Here is an 18,824-nt window from a genome sequence, read left to right on the forward strand (position 1 = left end):
GGTCAGCGACCGAGGGCCGCCAGCCGCTGCGGGACCTCGTCGGCCGCGTCGGTGGCGGGCGACAGAGGCGCGCACGCCTGGCGCAGCACGTCCTGCAGCTGCTGGTCGTTGAGGTCCCGGGCGCGCGCACCCGCCGACGCGGCGCGGTACCTGTCCCAGTCGAGCACCTCGCCGGCGTCGCTCCAGAGCGTCTCGTACTCGCCGTTGACCAGCTCGTACAACCGCGAGTGCCGGTGCAGCTCGTAGGTGAAGAAGTCGTTCGCCGTGATGCGTCCGTGCACCGGGTCGCGGTTGTGCATGTACGGGCCCGTGACCAGCTGGGAGTCCACCTTGTACGTGTCGGAGAACAGCGGCTTGTCGGTGAAGCGCACCTCGCACGTCGGCAGCCCCTGCTCGGCGCCGCGCGCGAACGCGTCGAGCACGGCGAAGTAGTTCTGCATCACGCGCTCCTGCTCGCCGTACACGGACCGGTACGCCTCGAACCACGGCGGGCTGACCAACAGCCGGCAGGTGACGCCCCGGCGCGCGAGCGACTCGATCTGCGGCACGAGGCCGCGGGTGAGGATCAGGCGGTACCCCGACGCCCAGAAGGTGTGCTCGCACCGGTCCATCAGCCCGCCGAGCAGCTCGCCCTTCTGGAAGTGCAGGTTCGAGATGCCCAGCTTCTCGATGCCCTCCAGGAAGATGTCGTTCGTGTGCTCCTTGAACTTCACGTAGGTCTCGGACAGGAGCACCAGGACCGAGGCCAGCAGCGACGTGGCGATTGCGAGAGCGAGCTCCGGCAGGAACCCGTCCTGGTCGTGGGTCCGGCCGTACGCGACCACCGCCCCGGCCATGCCGAGGACGAGCAGGACCAGGACGTACAGGTTGTGGTGCAACCGGTACGCGCGCAGGCGGCGGTGCACGGTGAGGCGTTCGCTCATCGGGATCCCTGTTCCAGGAGCAGGTAGACGGTGTCGAGCCCGGGTCCTCGGTCGTCCGGCAGCCGGATGACCTCGGCGAACCCGAGGCTCGCGAGCAGCGCGAGGTGCGAGGCGTTCCCCGACCAGGTGCGCGTGGCCACCGCGCGGCCGGCCGGACCGTCGAGCAGCGCCCGGTACAGGGCGCGTCCCACCCCTCGCCCGCGCGCGGTCGGCGCGACGACGATGGTCGTCACGTAGGCCACGGGGCCGATCGGGAGCCGACCGTCGACTGCCACGACGTGGTCCGGGCGGTAGGACAGGAAGCCGAGCACCCCGTCCGCGTCCTGCGCGACGAGCAGCTCCTGGTCCAGGACCGCAGCCAGGTACGCGTCGATGCCCGCTCGCGCGGTCGCGGGCCCGAGCGCTGACTGCAGGGTGCCGGTGCGCGACGACAGCGGCGGTACGAACTCCTCGTCCGCGCCGGTCAGCAGCCCGTGCAGCGCGTCGTCGAGCCCTCGCGGCGCCGCAGGGTGCACACGGAAGTCGGTGGAGGTCACGCCCTCCCATCGGCCGGCGCTGGTCCCGTGTGAGACGGCGACGCCGACTGGTCATCGTGCGGAGCCGATCTGGCCCGACCAGGACTAGACACGGCGTGTATACCTCGTGTGTATAGTGGCGCCATGAGCATCGCCCCCGCCCTCCTCGGGCTCCTGCAGGCCGGCCCCCGGCACGGCTACGACCTCAAGCGGGCGTACGACGAGCGCTTCGGCCAGGATCGCCCCCTCGCTTACGGCCAGGTCTACGCCACCCTGGCCCGCCTGCTGAAGAACGGGCTCGTCGAGGTCGAGTCCGAGCCCGGCGACGGCCCGGACCGCAAGCGGTACGCGATCACCGACGCCGGCGTCAGCGACGTCGAGCAGTGGCTCTCCCACCCCGAGAAGCCCGAGCCCTACCTGCACAGCACGCTCTACACCAAGGTCGTCCTCGCGCTGCTCACGGGGCACGACCCCGCCGACGTCCTCGACACCCAGCGCGCCGAGCACCTGCGCCTCATGCGCGAGCTCACGCGGCGCAAGGCCGACGGCGACCTTGCGGACCAGCTCATCTGCGACCACGCCCTGTTCCACCTCGAGGCGGACCTGCGCTGGCTCGAGCTCACCGCGGCACGGCTCGACCAGCTCGCCTCCGCGGTCCGCGCGTGACGCGCCCCGACCGCACTGCCTCACGCCCGCTCACCACCGACCTCAGGGGGACCCCGTGACCGCTGTGCCGCCCATGCCCACCGACCGCACCGCCACCCACGTGCAGCCTCCCGGGGCGCTGCTGGTCGCGAAGGGCGTCCACGTCGCGTTCGGCCCGACGACCGCCCTGGCCGACGCGTCCCTCGAGGTGAACCCCGGCGAGGTCCTCGCCCTCATGGGCCCCTCGGGGTCCGGCAAGTCGACGCTCCTGCACTGCCTGGCCGGCATCCTGCGGCCGGACTCCGGCACGGTCGCCTACCAGGGGCGCGACGTCACCTCGATGTCGGACGCCGAGCGCAGCGCGCTGCGGCGCTCGGAGTTCGGCTTCGTCTTCCAGTTCGGCCAGCTGGTGCCGGAGCTGACGTGCGAGGAGAACGTGGCCCTGCCGCTCCGCCTTGCGGGCGTCACGCGGCGCGAGGCGCACCGCACCGCGCGCGACTGGCTCAGCCGGCTCGAGGTGCCGGACATCGCCGACAAGCGGCCCGGCCAGGTCTCGGGCGGGCAGGGGCAGCGCGCCGCGGTCGCGCGTGCGCTGATCACGCGGCCGCGGGTCGTCTTCGCCGACGAGCCGACGGGTGCGCTCGACTCGCTCAACGGCGAGCGCGTCATGCAGCTGCTCGTCGCGGCCGCGCGGGACACGGGGGCCGCCGTGGTGCTCGTGACGCACGAGGCGCGCGTCGCCGCGTACTCGGACCGCGAGGCCGTGGTCCGTGACGGCCGCGTGCGCGAGCAGGTGCGCGCATGAGCCGCGGGCGCAGCAGCCGGCTGACCGAGCTCACGCTCGGCATGCGCATGAGCGTCAGCGGGGGCCGGTCGGGGTGGGCGCGGCTCGCCCTCGTCGCGACCGGCATCGGGATCGGGGTGGCGATGCTCCTGCTCGTGGCGTCGGTGCCGAACGTGCTCGACACGCGGGCCACGCGCGACGCCGCCCGGTCCCCCGGCACGCCGGTCGCCGAGCGCGGCGACGACACGATCCTCGTCAAGCGGATGTTCAGCGAGGTCGGTGCCGAGAACGTCGTCGGCCACCTCCTGCAGCCCGAGGGCCCGCGCGCCCCGCTGCCGCCGGGCGTGGACCGCAGCCTCGCACCGGGTGAGGCGCTGCTGTCACCCGCCCTGCTGCGCCTCCTGGAGGGACCCGGCGGCGATGTGCTGGAGGGGCGATGGGGGGACCGGGTCGTCGGGACGATCGCCCCCGACGGGCTCGTCGGCCCCCAGGAGCTGCGGGTCTACGTCGGCACCGACCAGCTGACCGAGGCGAACGCCACCCGCGTCGACAGGTTCGGGAAGGGGCTCGCCGGCGCGGGCGGGACCGACGCCGCAGGCCTCCTGGTCGCGCTCGTCGGGCTCACGGCTCTGCTCGTGCCCGTCGCCGGGTTCATCACCACGGCCGTCCGGTTCGGCGGAGAGTCGCGCGACCGGCGGCTGGCGGCCGTGCGGCTCGTGGGTGCGGACGCGGCGACCACCCGGCGGATCGCCGCCGGCGAGACCCTCGTCGGCGCGCTCGGCGGGCTCGTGGTCGGGGCCGCGCTCTTCGCCGCCGTCCGCGCCGTGATCCCGCCGCTGATCCCGCCGTCGCTGTCGTTCCACGGCGACCACCTGCGTCCGGCACCCGCGCTGGCGGCACTGGTGGCCGTGCTCGTCCCCGTGGCATCCGTGCTCGTCACGCGCTCGGCGCTGCGGCACGTCGTCGTCGAGCCGCTGGGTGTCGTGCGGCGCAGCACGGTCGTGCGCCGCAGGCTGTGGTGGCGGGTCGCCCTGCCGGTCGCCGGGCTGGCGCTCCTGGTGCTGCCGCTCGTGACCGGCGGCAGGGGGGCCTACGTCGGGGACGGCCAGCAGCTGGTGCTGCCCGGCATGGTGCTGCTGCTCGTCGGCGTCGCCCTGCTGCTGCCGTGGTTCGTCGACGTCACCGTCCACCGGCTGCGGCCCGGCGGGCTCGCGTGGGACCTCGCCGTGCGCCGCCTGCAGCTTGAGAGCGGGACGGCGGTCCGCGCCGTCTCGGCCGTGGTGGTGTCCGTCGCCTCGCTCATCGCGATGCACGGCATGCTCGCCGCCGACATGGGGATGCCTGGCCTCGACGGCGACCGGTTCGAGGCCCAGGTGTACGACGACCGCCCGGGGTCCAACGGCGCGCAGTGGGCGACGGAGCTCGCGGGCACGGCCGGCGTGGTGGGCGTCGAGACGCAGCTGATCGGGCACGTCGAACCCGTGGCGGACGGCGAGGCAATCATGCTCGTCGTCGGCAGCTGCGCGGCCTTCACGTCGAGGACCGGCGTACCGGGCTGCGCCGACGGCGACGCGATGGTGGTCGCGCCCCCGGGCGCAGACGCCCCCGCGGCCGGGACCGCCTACGTGGTCGGCGAACCCGGCTCCCCGACGTGGACCCTGCCCGCCGACACCGCCACCGTCGAACCGACGGAGCACGAGTTCGAGGGCCCGCCCGCCTACCTGTTCGCCACGCCGGGGGCGCTCGCGGACGCCGGTGTCGTCCCGTCCGACTCGAACTTCCAGGCCAACGTGGTGGTCGTGCTCGACCGCGACGTCGAGGACGCCGCCGAGCACGTGCGCACCGCGGTGGCGAAGATCGACCCGTCGGCCATGGTCGCCGTCAACGACCCGGAGGCCATCAGCCCGATGGGCGCCGCCATCCGCCAGGGCCTGCTGCTCGGAACCGTCGCGCTGCTCACCGTCGTCGGGGCCAGCCTGCTGGTCAACGTCGCCGAGCAGCTGCGCGAGCGGCGCCGCCCGCTCGCCGTGCTCGCCGCCTTCGGCACCCGACGCAGCACGCTCGGGCTGTCGGTGCTCTACCAGGTCACCGTCCCCGTGGCGCTCGGGCTGACGCTCGCCGTGGTCGTCGGCGCCGGCCTGGCGCTCCTCCTGCAGGCCGGGTCGGGTATGCCGCTGAGCATCGACTGGGCGGGCATCACGTTCACGGCGAGCGGCGCGGCGATCGTCGTGCTGCTCGCGACGGCGGCGACCCTGCCGCTGGTGGGCCGCCTGACGCGACCCACAGGGCTGCAGGGCGAGTGACGGTCGAGCCCCGGCGCGGGGAGGTCCGCGCCGGGGCTCGTCCCGGTCGTCCGCGTCCCGCTCGTCAGCCGGTCAGGCGCTGGTAGGTGTCGACCAGCGTGACGAACTCCGACCGGAGGCCGTACGGGTCCTCGCCGAGCGCCGCTTCGGCGCGTTCACGTGCCCGGCCCGGGTCGGCGCCCTCGGCGTGCGGCGAGCCGGTCACCGCGAGCCCGAACTCGACGACGGCGGACGCGAACCTGAAGTCGCTCGTGGGCCTGCTCGTGTACGCACCGGCTCGGGCCGGGACGACGACCTCGGTGCTCGTGGCGGCACCCGGGTCCTTGTAGCGCACGTGCACGGTCAGGAAGTCACTGGAGTGCCCCGCGTCGACGTCCTGGTAGTCCAGGCCGTCGTCCTGCACGTCGCCCCGGGCGGGGACCAGCTCGTAGAACGCCGTGACCGCGTGGCCCGCTCCGACGTCGCCGGCGTCCTTGGTGTCGTCGGTGAACTCCTCGTCCTCCAGGCGGCGGTTGTCGTAGCCCAGCAGCCGGTACTCGGCGACGGTCGCCGGGTTGAACTCGACCTGGACCTTGAGGTCCTGGGCGACGACGAACATCGTCGAGTCGAACTCGTCCACCAGGACCTTGCGGGCCTCGTCGAGGGTGTCGATGTAGGCGTAGTTGCCGTTCCCGTGGTCGGCGATCGCCTCCATCGTGTTGTCCTTGAGGTTCCCCATCCCGAAGCCGAGCACCGAGATGTAGACCCCGGTCCGGGCGTGCTCCTCGATCAGCTCGGTGAGCTGCTCGGGGGTGGACGGGCCGACGTTGAAGTCGCCGTCGGTCGCCAGGATCACCCGGTTGTTCCCTCCCTCGACGAAGTTGCTCGTCGCCAGCTCGTACGCGGTCTTCAGGCCCGACGCACCGCCGGTCGACCCGCCGGCCCGGAGCCCGCGCAGGATCCGCACCAGCTCGCCGCGCCGGTCGCCCGGCACCGAGTCGGCGAGCACCTGCTCGCTGCCGGCGTAGGTCACGATCGAGACGGTGTCGTCCTCGTCGAGCCGCTCCACCAGCAGCTCGAACGAGTCGGCGAGCAGCGGCAGCTTGTTCGGCTCGTCCATCGACCCGGACACGTCGAGCAGGAAGACGATGTTGTTGCCACGGGTGGTGGGCTTCGCGGCCGTGGCCTGGACGCCGATCATGGCCAGCTGGTGGTCGGGCGCCCACGGCGAGTCGGCGATCTGCGTCGTGACGGTGAACGGGTCCGCCGCACCGGGATCCGGGGCGGTGTAGTCGTAGTCGAAGTAGTTGACCATCTCCTCGATCCGGACCCCTTCCGGCGCGACGCCCTGGACCAGCTGGCGGCGCAGGTTGCTGTACGACGCGGTGTCGACGTCGGACGCGAACGTCGACAACGGGCTCGTCGTCACGTCCTGGAACGGCTGCTCCGGGGAGTCGTCGTACTCCTCCTGCCCGTCGACCGGGGCCGGCCGCACCTCGGGCGCGTAGGAGTCGTCGTAGGCGCCGTCCTGGGCGTAGGTCGCATCCGCGCCCCCGTCCGCGGTACAGGCACCGAGCACGGCGACGACAGCAACCGCCGCCGCGGCCGCGACCAGGCGTGCCGGTGTCGTCGTACGAACGCTGCCGCGCGCACGCCGCCGCAGTGCAGCCGGGGTGCCCGCCAGTGACCAACCGCGCATCAGTGCCTCCGTCGATCGAGAGGACTGAAGCGTTGCGGTCGCCGACGGCCCCGACCAGCACGGCTCGGTCACGCGACCATCCCGTTCAGGTAACGAGCGACCCGCATTCCGGGCATGCCACCCTTGTCGGGCGCACCTGACGGCCCGAGAAGCGCCGACCCCGGACGGCTACGCGCCGAGCAGCTCGGTGATCTTCGCGTAGAACACGGCGGGGTCGCCCTGGAACGACGCCTTGACCATGGCGGTCCAGTCGTCGACGACCACCTCGATCGCCCCGGTGGCCAGGCCGTCGAGCGCGGCGCGAGGCACGTCGCGGGGGTCGATCTTCGGTCCGTCGTACCCGGCCATGAGATCGGTGTCGGCGGCGCCGAGGAGGACTCCCTGGACGAAGGTGCCCTGGGCGGCCAGCTCGAGACGGACGCCGTTCGTCATGTTCCACTCCGCGGCCTTCGCTGCGGCGTAGGCGCTGGAGCCGGGGCTCGCGAACCACGACAGCGCGGACAGGACGTTCACGATCGCCCCGCCGCCGTTGGCCGCCAAGATCGGGCTGAACGCGCGGATCACGTCGAGCGTGCCCCAGAAGTGCGTGTCCATCTCGCGCCGGATCTCCGCCTCGTCGCCCGTCACGAGCGACGTGCCGGTGGAGATTCCGGCGTTGTTCACCACGAGGGCGACGTCCGGCGCGGTCGACGCGGCCGCGACGACGGACTCGTGGTCGAGCAGGTCGAGGCGCAGCGGCACCACGCGGGCGTCGTCGAACTCGAGGGTCTCTGGGTGGCGCGCAGTCGCGTAGACCTTGCTCGCCCCGCGCTCGAGCAGCTCGAGCACGAACTGCCGGCCGATGCCGCGGTTGGCGCCGGTGACGAGGGCGACCTGCTGGGTGACGTTCATGGGGACCGTGCTTCCGTCGAGTGGTGTGGTGTCCGGCGGTCCGAGGTCGGCTCGCCAACGCGTACGCTAAAACCTCACGTTGGCGTCAACGTCAAGTCGACGAGACAGGAGGCCACAGGTGCGCATCGGCGAGGTCGCACGGCGGGCCGGGGTGAGCGCCCGGGCCCTGCGCTACTACGAGGAGCAGGGGCTGCTCGCCTCGGAACGCACCCACAGCGGCCAGCGCACCTACCCCGAGTCGGCGGTCGAACGTGTCCGGCTGATCCAGCAGCTGTTCACCGCAGGCCTGCCCAGCCGAACGATCCTGCTGCTCATGCCGTGCATCGACGCCGGGACCGCCTCCCCGGAGGTGTTCGAGCTCATGGCGAAGGAGCGCGCGCGGATCACCGCCGCCATGTCCGACCTCGCCGCCGCGCGGGACGCCCTCGACCACGTGATCGAGATCGCCCACCATCCGACTCCCGAGCACTGCCCAGCCCTTCGGGAGCCCGCCTGGACGACGTACACCGCCCCCGCCGCGGTGTGAGCATCGCCGCTAGACCGCCGACGCCTAGTCCCGGGACAGTGGAGCGGACGGCGGGGTGGGCCGGGCCGGCGGAGGTTCGGCGCCTCCCTCGTCGGGCCGGTACCAGTCGCTGAGGGCGGGGTCCTCGGTGTCGAGCCAGGAGCCCGCGCCCTCGTCCGGCGCGGTCGGAACGACACCGATCACGAAGTCGTCGCCGTGCTCCTCGATGCCGGCCCGCACGCCCTGGTCGAGAGCCTCGCGCGCGTAGCGGCGCCGCAGCGTCAGCGGATCACGCGCCAGGTCCTTGGCCCACGCGACCATGACGAGGATGAGCACCACGGCGAACGGCAGGGCCGAGACCATCATGAGGCTCTGCAGGCCCGAGAGCGCGACCTGCCCCCCGCCCACCAGCAGGACAGCCGCGACGGCTGCGAGCGTCGCTCCCCACACAACCGTCGTCCACCGCTGCGGGGCGGGGTTGCCCTGCTCGGACAGGCTGGCCATCACGATGGAGGCGGAGTCGGCGCTGGTGACGAAGAAGATGACGACCGAGATCATCGCGAGGACCGAGGTCACCGCGCCGAACGGCAGCTCACGCAGCAGCGCGAACAGCATGTCCTGCCCGGACTCGCTCGCGTTCATCGCCGACCTGGTCTGCTCGAGCCACATGGCGGTGCCGCCGACGACCGTGAACCAGACCAGGCACAACGCGCTCGGCACGACGATGACGGCGGTGACGAACTCCCGCAGTGTCCGGCCGCGGCTGATCTTGGCGATGAACATCCCGACGAACGGCGTCCACGACACCCACCACGCCCAGTAGTAGGTGCTCCAGGCGCTCATGAACTCCTGCGCGTCGGGCGACGTGGCCGCGGACTGGCCCATCATCACCGGCAGCTCGCTCACGAACGTCATCAGGACGCCCGGCACGAGGTTCAGCAGGAGGATCGTCGGGCCGACGATCAGGATGAACAACCCCAGCAGGCCGGCGAGGACCATGTTGATATTCGACAGCGCGCGGATGCCGCGCTTGAGCCCGGAGACCGCCGAGAAGATGAAGGCGACGGCGAGAACGGTGATGATGCCGACGATCACCGCGTTGCCGAGGGGGCCGACGCCGCTCACGATCTCGATCCCGCGGCCGATCTGCAGCGCGCCGATGCCCAGCGAGACGGCGGTGCCGAACAGCGTCACCACGATCGCGAACACGTCGACGACCTTGCCGAGGATGCCGTGGCTGCGTTCCCCGAAGACGGGCTCGAGCAGCGCGGACATCAGCGGCCTGCGGCCCTTGCGGTACGCCGCGTAGGCGACGGCACCGCCGACCAGCGCGTACAACGCCCAGGCGGCCGGCCCCCAGTGGAACACCGTCTGCGCGAGCGCGACGTGCATCGCCTGGCCGCTGCCCGGCTCGATGCCCACGAACGCGGGCGGAGGGCTGAGGAAGAACGCCATCGGCTCCAGCGGGCCGTAGAACAGCAGCCCGATCCCGATGCCCGCCGAGAACAGCATCGCCACCCAGGAGACCGTGGAGAACTCGGGCTTCTCGTCGTCCTGGCCCAGGCGGACGGCCCGGTGCCGACCGAAACCCAGCCACATCATGAACACCAGCACGACGACGATCAGGACGCCGAAGAACCATCCGAAGTCCACGGTGACGATCTCGAAGGCCGCGACCGCGAACTCCGCCAGACCGGCCGGGCGCAGCAGGCCCCAGGCGATCACGGCGAACGCGACGGCCGCCGCGACGACGAACACCACCTTGTCGATCCGGAAGGAGATGCGCGTCTGCTCGACGCCGATCCCGGGCAGCAGCGCAGGGTGCGGACTGCCGAGGAGGTCGGGAGAGTTGACCTCCTTCAGGATCCGCGCAGCGCGTGCGCGCTGGGCGGCCGAGGTTCGGGCGGACTGACTATCGGTCGATCCGGTGCGCATGTCGCTCACCACCACTTCGTCCTCTGCCCTGGTCAAGAACCAGCCATCAATATTAGATGATCTGAGCAATCGGCTACGGCCGCCGCCGAGCACCCGGGCGCGCCCGTCGGACGGTCCTCGGCGTCGTCACCTGGGCATTCGCGCGTGCCGGCGGGTCCACCCGACGGCCCTTATGTCGCCCGGATCACAGCGTCCGACGCAGTCCGTGCAGATCGCTGAACCACGCGCGGGTCAGGTCTCCCAGCGGTTCTTCCCCGCGGGCCACGCCTGAGGCTCACCTCAGGGCGCGCAGGTCGCCGAGGTCTCCGTGGAAGACGTTCATGTCGACGAACGCCTCGTCGCCGTCGTACCCATCGAGGCGATCCTTGTGCGAGTACTGCCAGAACGTCCACGCTCGACCGTCCGACATGCTCGGCGGCACGTACACCGACCGGATCCAGATCGGCGTGTCCGGGAACCCGTCGGCGATGTACCTGTCGTACGCACTCCGGGTCGCGTAGATGACGGGCTCGGTCCCGCGCCCGCGCAGGGTCTCGACGAGCGCGGAAAGCTCCGTCCGGACTGCCGCCGCGTCAGGGGGGTTGGCGTGGAACGACCCGTACGACTCGACGTCGATCGCGACCGGGAGGAGGTCCTCGTCGTCCGGCACCGTCGCGAGCACGTGCGCAGCCTGCGCCCGGCCGCTGCTCTCGAAGCTGAAGAAGTGGTACGCGCCGACCAGCAGCCCGGCCTCGCGAGCTCCGCGCAGGTTCGCCTCGAAGCGCCGGTCTATGAATGAGGAGCCCTCGGTGGCTTTCACGTACGCGAAGTCGACGTCCTGCCGGGCGATCGTGGGCCAGTCGATGGTGCCCTGGTACGAGGAGACATCGATCCCGCGGACCTCGTACCCTGCCGCGACGAGGCGGTTGGGCCACAGCACGCCCCGTTCGGCAAGCACGAGCCCGACCGCGAGCACGATGAGCATCGCGGCTGCGGCGGTCAGCACGACGCGGACGGGTCGGCGGCTCGGCACTCGGACAGTGTGGCGCACGACTCGTGCCTGGTCAGCGTGTTCGGTGCACCCGCTCTCGATAGAGAAGGAGATTGCGCCGACTCCTCGGCACGCACTGTCGTCGCTGTCGGAGCGGGCCCGCTCCGACCACGACACCTGAACACGGGGCGAGCGCGCGCGGCCCCGTGTTGCTGGCGAGGAGCGGCACCCCCTGCAACCCTTCACGCCGACTACCATCGGCGGGCGGGAGCAGGCGGAACGACATCGGAGTTTTGTCCGGAGGGTTCCACGGATCAACCCCTGATCCCCGGGCCTCTAGCTCAATTGGCAGAGCAGCGGACTTTTAATCCGCGGGTTGTGGGTTCGATCCCCACGGGGCCCACCCGAGCAGGCCGCCCGAGCCAGCTGCCCGACCCCGGGAGCCGCGGCTGCGGCCGGTCCCGTTTTGTGCCGTGTCGACCGGCTGACCTGCAGTGTTGCAAGTCACACCGCTGCAACTTCACCCGATCCGGGTTCGCGGCACAGGAAACGCACAGGGACGATGTGACCTCGCACAGCACAACCACGGAGGACGCATGTCTCGCACGGCCCGCACCACCAACCTCACCCGAGTCGCCGTCGCCGCGCTCGTCGCGGTCACGATGACCGGGTGCTCGTCCTCGGCCGACGAGCAGGAGCCGACGACCAAGGAGTCGACGAGCGCAGCCCCCGAGGAGAAGGAGAGCGCGACGCCTGACCCGCTCGAGGAGCAGGCCGTCGCCCTCGACACCTACGTCGCGCAGCTGCAGGCGCAGATCCCCGAGCTCCAGTCGGCGTTCGACGACATGTACTCCAAGATCGACATCGTCGGCGTGCAGCCGGACGCGGTCGAGTTCAGCTACGTCTACCTGGAGCAGCTCGACGCCGCCGCGACCGCGAGCGGCCTCGACTCCATGGCCGAGACGCTGCAGGCCACGTGCGACTCCACGATGTTCCCGGAGATGGAGTCCGCCGGTATCACCATCGACCCGAAGGTGATCTACACCTATTACAACGCCGACGGATCGCTGATCTGGACGCGCACCTTCTCGAAGTCCTAGCACCGCCGGTTGGACGGTGCCGCTGAGGTTCCCGCTCAGCGAACACCGATCAGGAATGGTCGACAGTCGTGCGGTCGTTCAGATGGGCAGCACCCCTGGTGCTCGCCCGTCCGGCGAGCGCCCCCTCCCCCGAGACGAGGTACCTGCCCGTGACCGCCACGACTGTCGACCTTCCGACCACCACCACAACCACCGAGCTCACCCACCAGGACCGGTGCGACCGCTGCGGTGCGCAGGCGTACGTGCGGGCCACGCTGCCCGCCGCCGACGGGCTCGAGCTGCTCTTCTGCGGTCACCACTTCCGGGCCCACGAGCCCAAGCTGGTCGCCGCGGGTGCCGTGATCCACGACGAGCGCCACCGTATCGACGAGAAGACGGACGACTGACCGCTCGGCGATGATGGAGCGATGACCGACGACACCGCCCTGCGGGGTCGACTCCTCGTCGCAACCCCGAGCCTGCGCGACCCCACCTTCCACCGGACCGTGATCCTGCTGCTCGACCACGGCCCGGACGGTGCGGTCGGCGTGGTGCTCAACCGGCCGTCCGCGGTCGACGTGGGCGCGGTCCTGCCCGAGTGGCACGCGCACGTGAGCGATCCGCCGCGGCTGTTCCACGGCGGGCCGGTCGGGCTGGACGGGGCGATGGGCGTCGCGCCGATCCAGCGCAGCGCCGACCAGTCCCCCGACGTGGACCGGCTCACCGGCCGGTTCGGGCTCGTGGACCTGGACGCACCGCCGGAGTCGGTCACGCAGCACGTGGGTGGCGTCCGGGTGTTCGCCGGGCACGCGGGCTGGGGCGAGGGCCAGCTGGAGGACGAGCTGGCCGAGCGGTCCTGGTTCGTGGTCGACGCGGTGGCCGACGACGTGCTGACCCCCGACCCGACGCAGCTGTGGCGGCGCGTGCTGCGCCGCCAGGGCGGTGACCTGGCCATCGTGTCCACCTACGCCGAAGATGCCAGCCTCAACTGAGGCCGGACGGCCGATGACAGCGGCGTGTGCCAGGATCGCCCGAGCACACGCACCACCTACCGAGGAGAACTGATGGCTGGCGGTCTCGCCGCACTGCTGGACGACATCGCCGCGATCGCGAAGCTCGCCGCGGCGTCCGTCGACGACGTCAGCGCGGCAGCCGGCCGGGCGAGCGCGAAGGCCGTCGGCGTGGTCATCGACGACACCGCCGTGACCCCGCGCTACGTGCACGGGTTCAGCCCTGCCCGCGAGCTCCCGATCGTGTGGAAGATCGCCAAGGGGTCGCTGCGCAACAAGCTGCTGTTCATCCTGCCCGCGGCACTGCTGCTCAGTCAGTTCGTCCCGTGGCTGCTCACGCCGATCCTCATGGTCGGCGGCACGTACCTCGCGTTCGAGGGTGCCGAGAAGATCTGGGAGCTGATCAGCGGTCACGCCAAGGAGCACACCACCGTCCCGGTGGCGGCCAAGGGCGAGGACAGCGAGAAGTCGATGGTGGGCGGCGCGATCCGCACCGACCTGATCCTGTCCACCGAGATCATGGTGATCGCGCTCAACGAGGTCTCCCACGAGCCGTTCCTGGCCCGCACGATCATCCTCGCGGTCGTGGCGCTCCTGATCACGGCCGTCGTCTACGGCGTCGTGGCGCTCATCGTGAAGATGGACGACATCGGGCTGCACCTCGCCGAGCGGTCCAGCCGTGCCGCCTCGGCGATCGGGCGTGGCCTGGTCAAGGCGATGCCCAAGGTCCTGTCGGTGCTGTCGACCGTCGGCATCGTCGCGATGCTCTGGGTCGGCGGGCACATCCTGCTCGTGGGGGTCGACGACCTCGGCTGGCACGCGCCGATCGACCTCCTGCACCAGCTCGAGCACCTGGTCGACGGCGTGCCGGGCGTCGGCGGCTTCCTCGCGTGGCTGATCGACACCCTCGGGTCGGCCATCGTCGGCGCCCTGGTGGGCGCGGTCGTCGTCGCGATCATGCACGTGATCCCCAAGCGCAAGAAGCCCGTCGCGGCCCACTGACCGACCGTCCGCGGCGCCGCCCTACGCGGTCGGCGCCGCGGAACGGGCTTTCCGGACTCTTGCCGCGCTTCGCCCGACCGTCCTATGGTCGTCCCATCCCCGGGATGTTAGCGCTCACATCGAGAGCGGCCGAGCCCCGGGCGAGGCGCACGACGACGTGCGCACAGGGAGGCAGCCATGGGCGTCGCAGCGCAGCAGGTGTCCCGCAGGTCCCGTCCCGTCCGGCGCGCACTGACCGCCGCACTGACCGCCGCGCTCGTGGTGCCCATCGGCATCGTCGTGGCGACCCCGGCGGGCGCCGCGCCACCGGTGCCCGACGGCGCGTGGACCGACGGGTTCGACTCGGCGACGCTCGGCCCGCGCTGGAACGTGCTCAACGACGAGCCGTCGGCACGCTCCCTGACCGCCACCCCCGGCGCGCTGACCCTGACCGCGCTGCCCGGCGACACCTGGCAGGGCAACAACTCCGCACGCAACGTCATGACGCTCGACATCCCGGACGGCGACTTCTCGATCGCCGTCACCGTGCAGGCACCGGTCGAGCGCGTCTTCCAGGGCGCCGGCCTCATCGCCTACCAGGACCTCGACAACTACGTGCGGTCCGGGCTGACGTTCGTCGGTGACCTGTCGCCGTCGGGCGTCGCGATCGAGACCGACATCGAGACCGCGGCGATCTTCGCCGCCGACGACTTCGAGGACCGACCCGGCTCGACGGAGGAGACCCTGCGCCTGACCCGCGCCGGTGACACCGTGACCACGGCACGCTGGGACGAGCCGACCACCACATGGGTCGACGTGAACGCCGTCGAGGTCACGTTCCCGATCGAGCACCTGGGCCTGTACGCGCTCGCCGCGCAGGACGGAACGACGTTCCCCGCCGTGTTCGACGACGTCACCCTCGTGGCGTCCCCGGGGCAGGACGTGATCCCGGACGGACCGTTCACGCTGCGCGCCCCGGGCACCGCCCCGCACCTGACCACCGGCGCCGACGACGCGATCGTGGTCGCCGAGCAGAGGCCCGGCGACGCGTTCGTGCTGGAGGCCACCGAGGTCACCGGCGGGATCACCCTCACGGCCGGCGACCGACCGGTCGCCGTGCTGCCCGACGGGCGACTCGCCCTCGGCGACGAGCCGACGGTCCTGCGGCTGACCGACGCGGGCGGCGGCAGGCTGCACCTGACCACCGCCGACGCGTCGCAGGCCGTCGGCATCGTGGACGGCGGGCTGCTCCTGGGTGATCCCGACGACGCCGCCGGCTTCGTCCTCGAGCCGTTCGCCGTGGGCGAGGGCACGACGATCGCCATCGACGGCGACGGCACCGACGCCGAGATCTCCGACCGGCTCTACGGGATCTTCTACGAGGACATCAACTACGCCGCCGACGGCGGGCTGTACGCCGAGCTGGTGCGCAACCGCTCCTTCGAGTTCAACGCTTCCGACAACGCGAGCTTCACCGGCCTCACCGCGTGGGACGTGCTCGACCGCAGCGGCGCGGGCACCACGGTCGGCGTGGTCGACGACGACGGGCGGCTCAACGCCACCAACCGCAACCGGGCCGTGCTCGTCGCCGCGGCGGCGGGCGACGGGCTGCGCAACGCGAGCTACAACACGGGCGTCGCGGTCCGCGACGGAGAGTCCTACGACGCGAGCGTCTGGGTGCGGACCACCACCGCGCAGACGCTGACCCTCGCGGTCGAGGGGGCCGACGGGTCGCCGATCGCATCGGGCACCGTGGACGTCGACGGCTCGGACGCCTGGCGGAAGTACGAGGCCACGCTGACCGCGAGCGCCACCACCGACGCGGGCCGCTTCGTCGTGCTGGCCGGCGCCCCGTCCACGCTGCACCTCGACCAGGTGTCGCTGTTCCCGCAGGACACCTGGGTGGGACCGGTGAACGGGAAGTCGCCCCTGCGCAGGGACCTGGCCGAGAAGATCGCGGCGCTCGACCCGTCGTTCCTGCGGTTCCCGGGCGGCTGCGTGACCAACGTCGGCACGTTCCGCACCTACGAGGAGTCCGGGTACACCGACCGGCGACGCGCGTACCAGTGGAAGGAGACCATCGGACCGGTCGAGGAGCGCGCCACCAACTGGAACTTCTGGGGCTACAACCAGTCGTACGGCATCGGGTACCTGGAGTACATGGAGCTCGCCGAGGACCTGGACGCCATCCCGCTGCCCGTGCTGTCGGTCGGCGCCAACGGCTGCGGCAGCACGATCCCCGAGATGACCGACCCCGCGCAGATCGACCGGTGGGTGCAGGACACGCTCGACCTCATCGAGTTCGCCACGGGTGACGTGTCCACCACGTGGGGCGCCGAGCGCGCAGAGCTGGGACACCCGGAGCCGTTCGAGCTGCCGTACATCGGTCTCGGCAACGAGGAGAACACGACCACGTTCGAGGCCAACTTCCCGCAGTTCCGGGACGCGATCGTCGCCGCCTACCCGGACATCGAGATCATCTCCAACTCCGGTCCCGACGACACCGGCGCCCGGTTCGACGCCCTCTGGGAGTTCAACCGCGAGCAGGAGGTGGACCTGGTCGACGAGCACTACTACAACGACCCGAGCTGGTTCCTCACCAACACCGAGCGGTACGACTCCTACGACCGCGAGGGTCCGCACGTGTTCCTCGGCGAGTACGCGTCCCGCGGGAACACCTGGTGGAACGGCCTGACCGAGGCCGCGTTCATGACCGGGCTGGAGCGCAACGGCGACCTGGTCGAGCTCGCGTCGTACGCCCCGCTGCTGGCCAACGAGTCGTACGTGCAGTGGTCGCCGGACGCCATCTGGTTCGACAACGACGAGTCGTGGGCCAGCGCCAACTACTGGGTGCAGCACCTGTTCTCGAACCAGGTAGGCGACCAGGTGGTGCCCAGCACGCTGACGACGCCGTCGGTCGAGCCGCAGCCGCTGGACGGCGGGGTGTTCCTGTCCACCTGGAACACCGCCGCGGCCTACGACAACGTGCGCGTGACCAGCAACGACGGCGGTGACGTCCTGTTCCAGGACGACTTCGCGGACGCGTCGGCCTGGTCCCCGCAGACGGGGGACTGGTCGGTGGTCGACGGTGAGTACGTGCAGTCGAGCACGACGACGACCGACGCCCGCAGCATCCCGGCCGGCGCCTACGAGCAGGACTGGAGCAGCTACACGCTCGAGCTCGACGCCCGCAAGTCGGCCGGCTCCGAGGGCTTCCTCGTCGGGTTCGCCGCCGGTGGCCCGAACGACTACTTCTGGTGGAACCTGGGCGGCTGGAACAACACCCGCCAGGCCCTGCAGAAGGCGGACGGCGGGGGTGCCGGTGAGGTGGAGGCGGTCGAGGGCCACAGCATCGCGACCGACCAGACCTACCGCGTCAAGGTCGTCGTGGAGGGCCGGCACATCGAGCTCTACCTCGACGGCGTGCTGCAGATGTCCTACGACGACCCGGCGCCCGCGGCGGACGTGTTCCAGGTGGTCACGCGCGACGAGGACAGCGGTGACCTCGTCGCGAAGATGGTCAACGTCTCGGCCGTGACGCAGCGCACGCAGATCGAGGTGTCCGACGCCGACGTCGCGCCGACGGGGTCGGTGACCGAGATCGTCGCCCCGCCCGGAGCCACGAACACCAAGTCGGCGCCGAGCACCGTCGAGCCGGTCACGCGGGAGGTCGACGGGCTGTCGCCGTCCTTCGGCTACGACCTGCCGCCGTACTCGGTGACGTTCCTGACGATGCACACGGTGCCCGCCGACTCGACGGCTCCGACGGTCGACTCGCTGCTGGTCTCCCCCGACCCCGTGGGTGACTGGCGGGCGGCGCCGGCCACCGTCGTGGCGACCGCGTCCGACGACCGCGCCGTGGCCACGCTCGAGACCTCGGTCGACGGCGGCGCCTGGACGGCGTCCGCCGACCCGGCCACGGTGTCGGTGCAGGTCGAGGGCCACGGCGAGCACATCGTCGCGGTCCGCGCGACGGACGCCGCGGGCAACGTCTCCGACGAGCGCTCCGTGACGTTCGCGCTCGACGCGGTCGCCCCGACGACGTCCGCGAGCGTCGACGCCCAGCGGCGCGTCACGCTCACGGGCGCCGACGAGGGCTCCGGCGTGGAGCGGATCGAGTACCGGCTGGGAACCGGGCCGTGGACCGTCTACGCCGACCCGGTCCAGGTCGGTGCCTCCGCCACCACGGTGGAGCACCGGGCGGTCGACCGGGTGGGCAACGTCGGCCCGACGACGAGCACCGCCGTCCCGGCCGCGAGCGCCGTCCGCTCGACGACGTCGGTCCGGATCGAGCCGTGGCTGGTCCGGCGGTCCATGCAGGCCACGGTCGTCGCCACGGTCCGGGCCGCGACCGGACCGGCGCCCACCGGCGAGGTGACCGCGACGGTGCGGCCGCTGCGCCTGCACGGTGACGCCCCGGTCGTCGCGCACGTCACGCGCGACCTGACACCCGGCGCGTCGAGGTCGTCGAGCGCCACGCTGCAGCTGCCGCGGCTGCCGATCGGTCTCTACGCGGTCGACACCAGGTACGCCGGGTCGGCCACCGTGCAGGGCTCGGACACCTGGCGACTGCTGGTCGTCCTGCCGTGACGGTGCGGGGCGCGT

The 18,824-nt window shown here is 71.7% G+C and carries 15 protein-coding genes and 1 tRNA gene; 10 read left to right on the forward strand and 6 right to left on the reverse strand.

Annotation, left to right across the window (positions count from 1 at the left end; all coding sequences use genetic code 11):
- Window positions 1–2: 2 nt before the first annotated feature.
- Window positions 3–923 carry a hypothetical protein gene (locus KG102_RS14525; RefSeq protein ID WP_208288276.1) on the reverse strand — a complete coding sequence of 307 codons (921 nt, stop codon included), beginning with the start codon at window positions 921–923 and terminating at the stop codon, window positions 3–5.
- A complete protein-coding gene (locus KG102_RS14530; protein WP_208288275.1) occupies window positions 920–1,459 on the reverse strand; it encodes a GNAT family N-acetyltransferase in 540 nt (179 codons plus the stop codon). Before KG102_RS14530 ends, KG102_RS14525 begins: the two co-directional genes overlap by 4 nt.
- A gap of 123 nt (window positions 1,460–1,582) precedes the next feature.
- Here KG102_RS14530 and KG102_RS14535 point away from each other — a divergent pair, with 123 nt between their 5' ends.
- From KG102_RS14535 to KG102_RS14545, 3 genes are read left to right on the forward strand one after another with little or no spacing between them, the layout of a single operon-like run.
- The gene (locus KG102_RS14535; protein WP_208212569.1) at window positions 1,583–2,104 is read left to right on the forward strand and encodes a PadR family transcriptional regulator; all 522 of its coding nucleotides are present in this window, start codon (window positions 1,583–1,585) and stop codon (window positions 2,102–2,104) included.
- Between the two features lie 55 nt (window positions 2,105–2,159).
- Complete coding sequence (locus tag KG102_RS14540; RefSeq protein WP_249667339.1) at window positions 2,160–2,888, forward strand: ABC transporter ATP-binding protein; 729 nt, start codon at window positions 2,160–2,162, stop codon at window positions 2,886–2,888.
- The gene (locus KG102_RS14545; protein WP_208288274.1) at window positions 2,885–5,170 is read left to right on the forward strand and encodes an FtsX-like permease family protein; all 2,286 of its coding nucleotides are present in this window, start codon (window positions 2,885–2,887) and stop codon (window positions 5,168–5,170) included. The genes KG102_RS14540 and KG102_RS14545 overlap by 4 nt, the downstream gene beginning before the upstream one ends.
- 64 nt (window positions 5,171–5,234) lie before the next feature.
- Here KG102_RS14545 and KG102_RS14550 read toward each other — a convergent pair whose 3' ends face one another.
- Both KG102_RS14550 and KG102_RS14555 read right to left on the reverse strand, forming a co-directional pair.
- Window positions 5,235–6,848 (reverse strand): vWA domain-containing protein, encoded by a 1,614-nt coding sequence (locus KG102_RS14550; protein ID WP_208288273.1) that lies wholly within the window; start codon window positions 6,846–6,848, stop codon window positions 5,235–5,237.
- 168 nt (window positions 6,849–7,016) lie between these two features.
- Window positions 7,017–7,739 (reverse strand): SDR family oxidoreductase, encoded by a 723-nt coding sequence (locus KG102_RS14555; protein ID WP_208212572.1) that lies wholly within the window; start codon window positions 7,737–7,739, stop codon window positions 7,017–7,019.
- A gap of 118 nt (window positions 7,740–7,857) precedes the next feature.
- Between KG102_RS14555 and KG102_RS14560 the strand changes: the two genes are divergently transcribed.
- Window positions 7,858–8,265 (forward strand): MerR family transcriptional regulator, encoded by a 408-nt coding sequence (locus tag KG102_RS14560; RefSeq protein ID WP_208212573.1) that lies wholly within the window; start codon window positions 7,858–7,860, stop codon window positions 8,263–8,265.
- 24 nt (window positions 8,266–8,289) lie between these two features.
- Here KG102_RS14560 and KG102_RS14565 read toward each other — a convergent pair whose 3' ends face one another.
- Window positions 8,290–10,179, reverse strand: a complete 1,890-nt coding sequence (locus KG102_RS14565) for a BCCT family transporter (protein ID WP_208288992.1) — start codon at window positions 10,177–10,179, stop codon at window positions 8,290–8,292.
- A gap of 274 nt (window positions 10,180–10,453) precedes the next feature.
- A complete protein-coding gene (locus KG102_RS14570; RefSeq protein WP_249667340.1) occupies window positions 10,454–11,191 on the reverse strand; it encodes a GH25 family lysozyme in 738 nt (245 codons plus the stop codon).
- Between the two features lie 288 nt (window positions 11,192–11,479).
- Here KG102_RS14570 and KG102_RS14575 point away from each other — a divergent pair.
- The 6 genes from KG102_RS14575 to KG102_RS14600 all read left to right on the forward strand — a co-directional run bounded on the left by KG102_RS14575 (window position 11,480) and on the right by KG102_RS14600 (window position 18,809).
- A tRNA-Lys gene (locus KG102_RS14575) sits at window positions 11,480–11,552 on the forward strand.
- A gap of 193 nt (window positions 11,553–11,745) precedes the next feature.
- Window positions 11,746–12,249, forward strand: coding sequence for a hypothetical protein (locus KG102_RS14580; protein WP_208288272.1), 504 nt, complete (start codon window positions 11,746–11,748; stop codon window positions 12,247–12,249).
- A gap of 149 nt (window positions 12,250–12,398) precedes the next feature.
- Window positions 12,399–12,635, forward strand: a complete 237-nt coding sequence (locus tag KG102_RS14585) for a DUF7455 domain-containing protein (protein ID WP_249667341.1) — start codon at window positions 12,399–12,401, stop codon at window positions 12,633–12,635.
- 21 nt (window positions 12,636–12,656) lie between these two features.
- The gene (locus KG102_RS14590) at window positions 12,657–13,220 is read left to right on the forward strand and encodes a YqgE/AlgH family protein (RefSeq protein WP_208212575.1); all 564 of its coding nucleotides are present in this window, start codon (window positions 12,657–12,659) and stop codon (window positions 13,218–13,220) included.
- A gap of 72 nt (window positions 13,221–13,292) precedes the next feature.
- Window positions 13,293–14,240, forward strand: a complete 948-nt coding sequence (locus KG102_RS14595) for a DUF808 domain-containing protein (protein WP_208288271.1) — start codon at window positions 13,293–13,295, stop codon at window positions 14,238–14,240.
- 177 nt (window positions 14,241–14,417) lie between these two features.
- Complete coding sequence (locus KG102_RS14600; RefSeq protein WP_208288270.1) at window positions 14,418–18,809, forward strand: OmpL47-type beta-barrel domain-containing protein; 4,392 nt, start codon at window positions 14,418–14,420, stop codon at window positions 18,807–18,809.
- Window positions 18,810–18,824: the final 15 nt, after the last annotated feature.

It is taken from the genome of Cellulomonas fengjieae (genome assembly GCF_018388465.1).
Taxonomy (GTDB): domain Bacteria; phylum Actinomycetota; class Actinomycetes; order Actinomycetales; family Cellulomonadaceae; genus Cellulomonas; species Cellulomonas fengjieae.

Coding starts and splice junctions, on each gene's coding strand:
- KG102_RS14580 (WP_208288272.1), top strand. CDS start 11,746: ATGTCTCGCACGGCCCGCACCACCAACCTCACCCGAGTCGCCGTCGCC.
- KG102_RS14565 (WP_208288992.1), bottom strand. CDS start 10,179: ATGCGCACCGGATCGACCGATAGTCAGTCCGCCCGAACCTCGGCCGCC.
- KG102_RS14590 (WP_208212575.1), top strand. CDS start 12,657: ATGACCGACGACACCGCCCTGCGGGGTCGACTCCTCGTCGCAACCCCG.
- KG102_RS14600 (WP_208288270.1), top strand. CDS start 14,418: ATGGGCGTCGCAGCGCAGCAGGTGTCCCGCAGGTCCCGTCCCGTCCGG.
- KG102_RS14535 (WP_208212569.1), top strand. CDS start 1,583: ATGAGCATCGCCCCCGCCCTCCTCGGGCTCCTGCAGGCCGGCCCCCGG.
- KG102_RS14595 (WP_208288271.1), top strand. CDS start 13,293: ATGGCTGGCGGTCTCGCCGCACTGCTGGACGACATCGCCGCGATCGCG.
- KG102_RS14525 (WP_208288276.1), bottom strand. CDS start 923: ATGAGCGAACGCCTCACCGTGCACCGCCGCCTGCGCGCGTACCGGTTG.
- KG102_RS14555 (WP_208212572.1), bottom strand. CDS start 7,739: ATGAACGTCACCCAGCAGGTCGCCCTCGTCACCGGCGCCAACCGCGGC.
- KG102_RS14545 (WP_208288274.1), top strand. CDS start 2,885: ATGAGCCGCGGGCGCAGCAGCCGGCTGACCGAGCTCACGCTCGGCATG.
- KG102_RS14550 (WP_208288273.1), bottom strand. CDS start 6,848: ATGCGCGGTTGGTCACTGGCGGGCACCCCGGCTGCACTGCGGCGGCGT.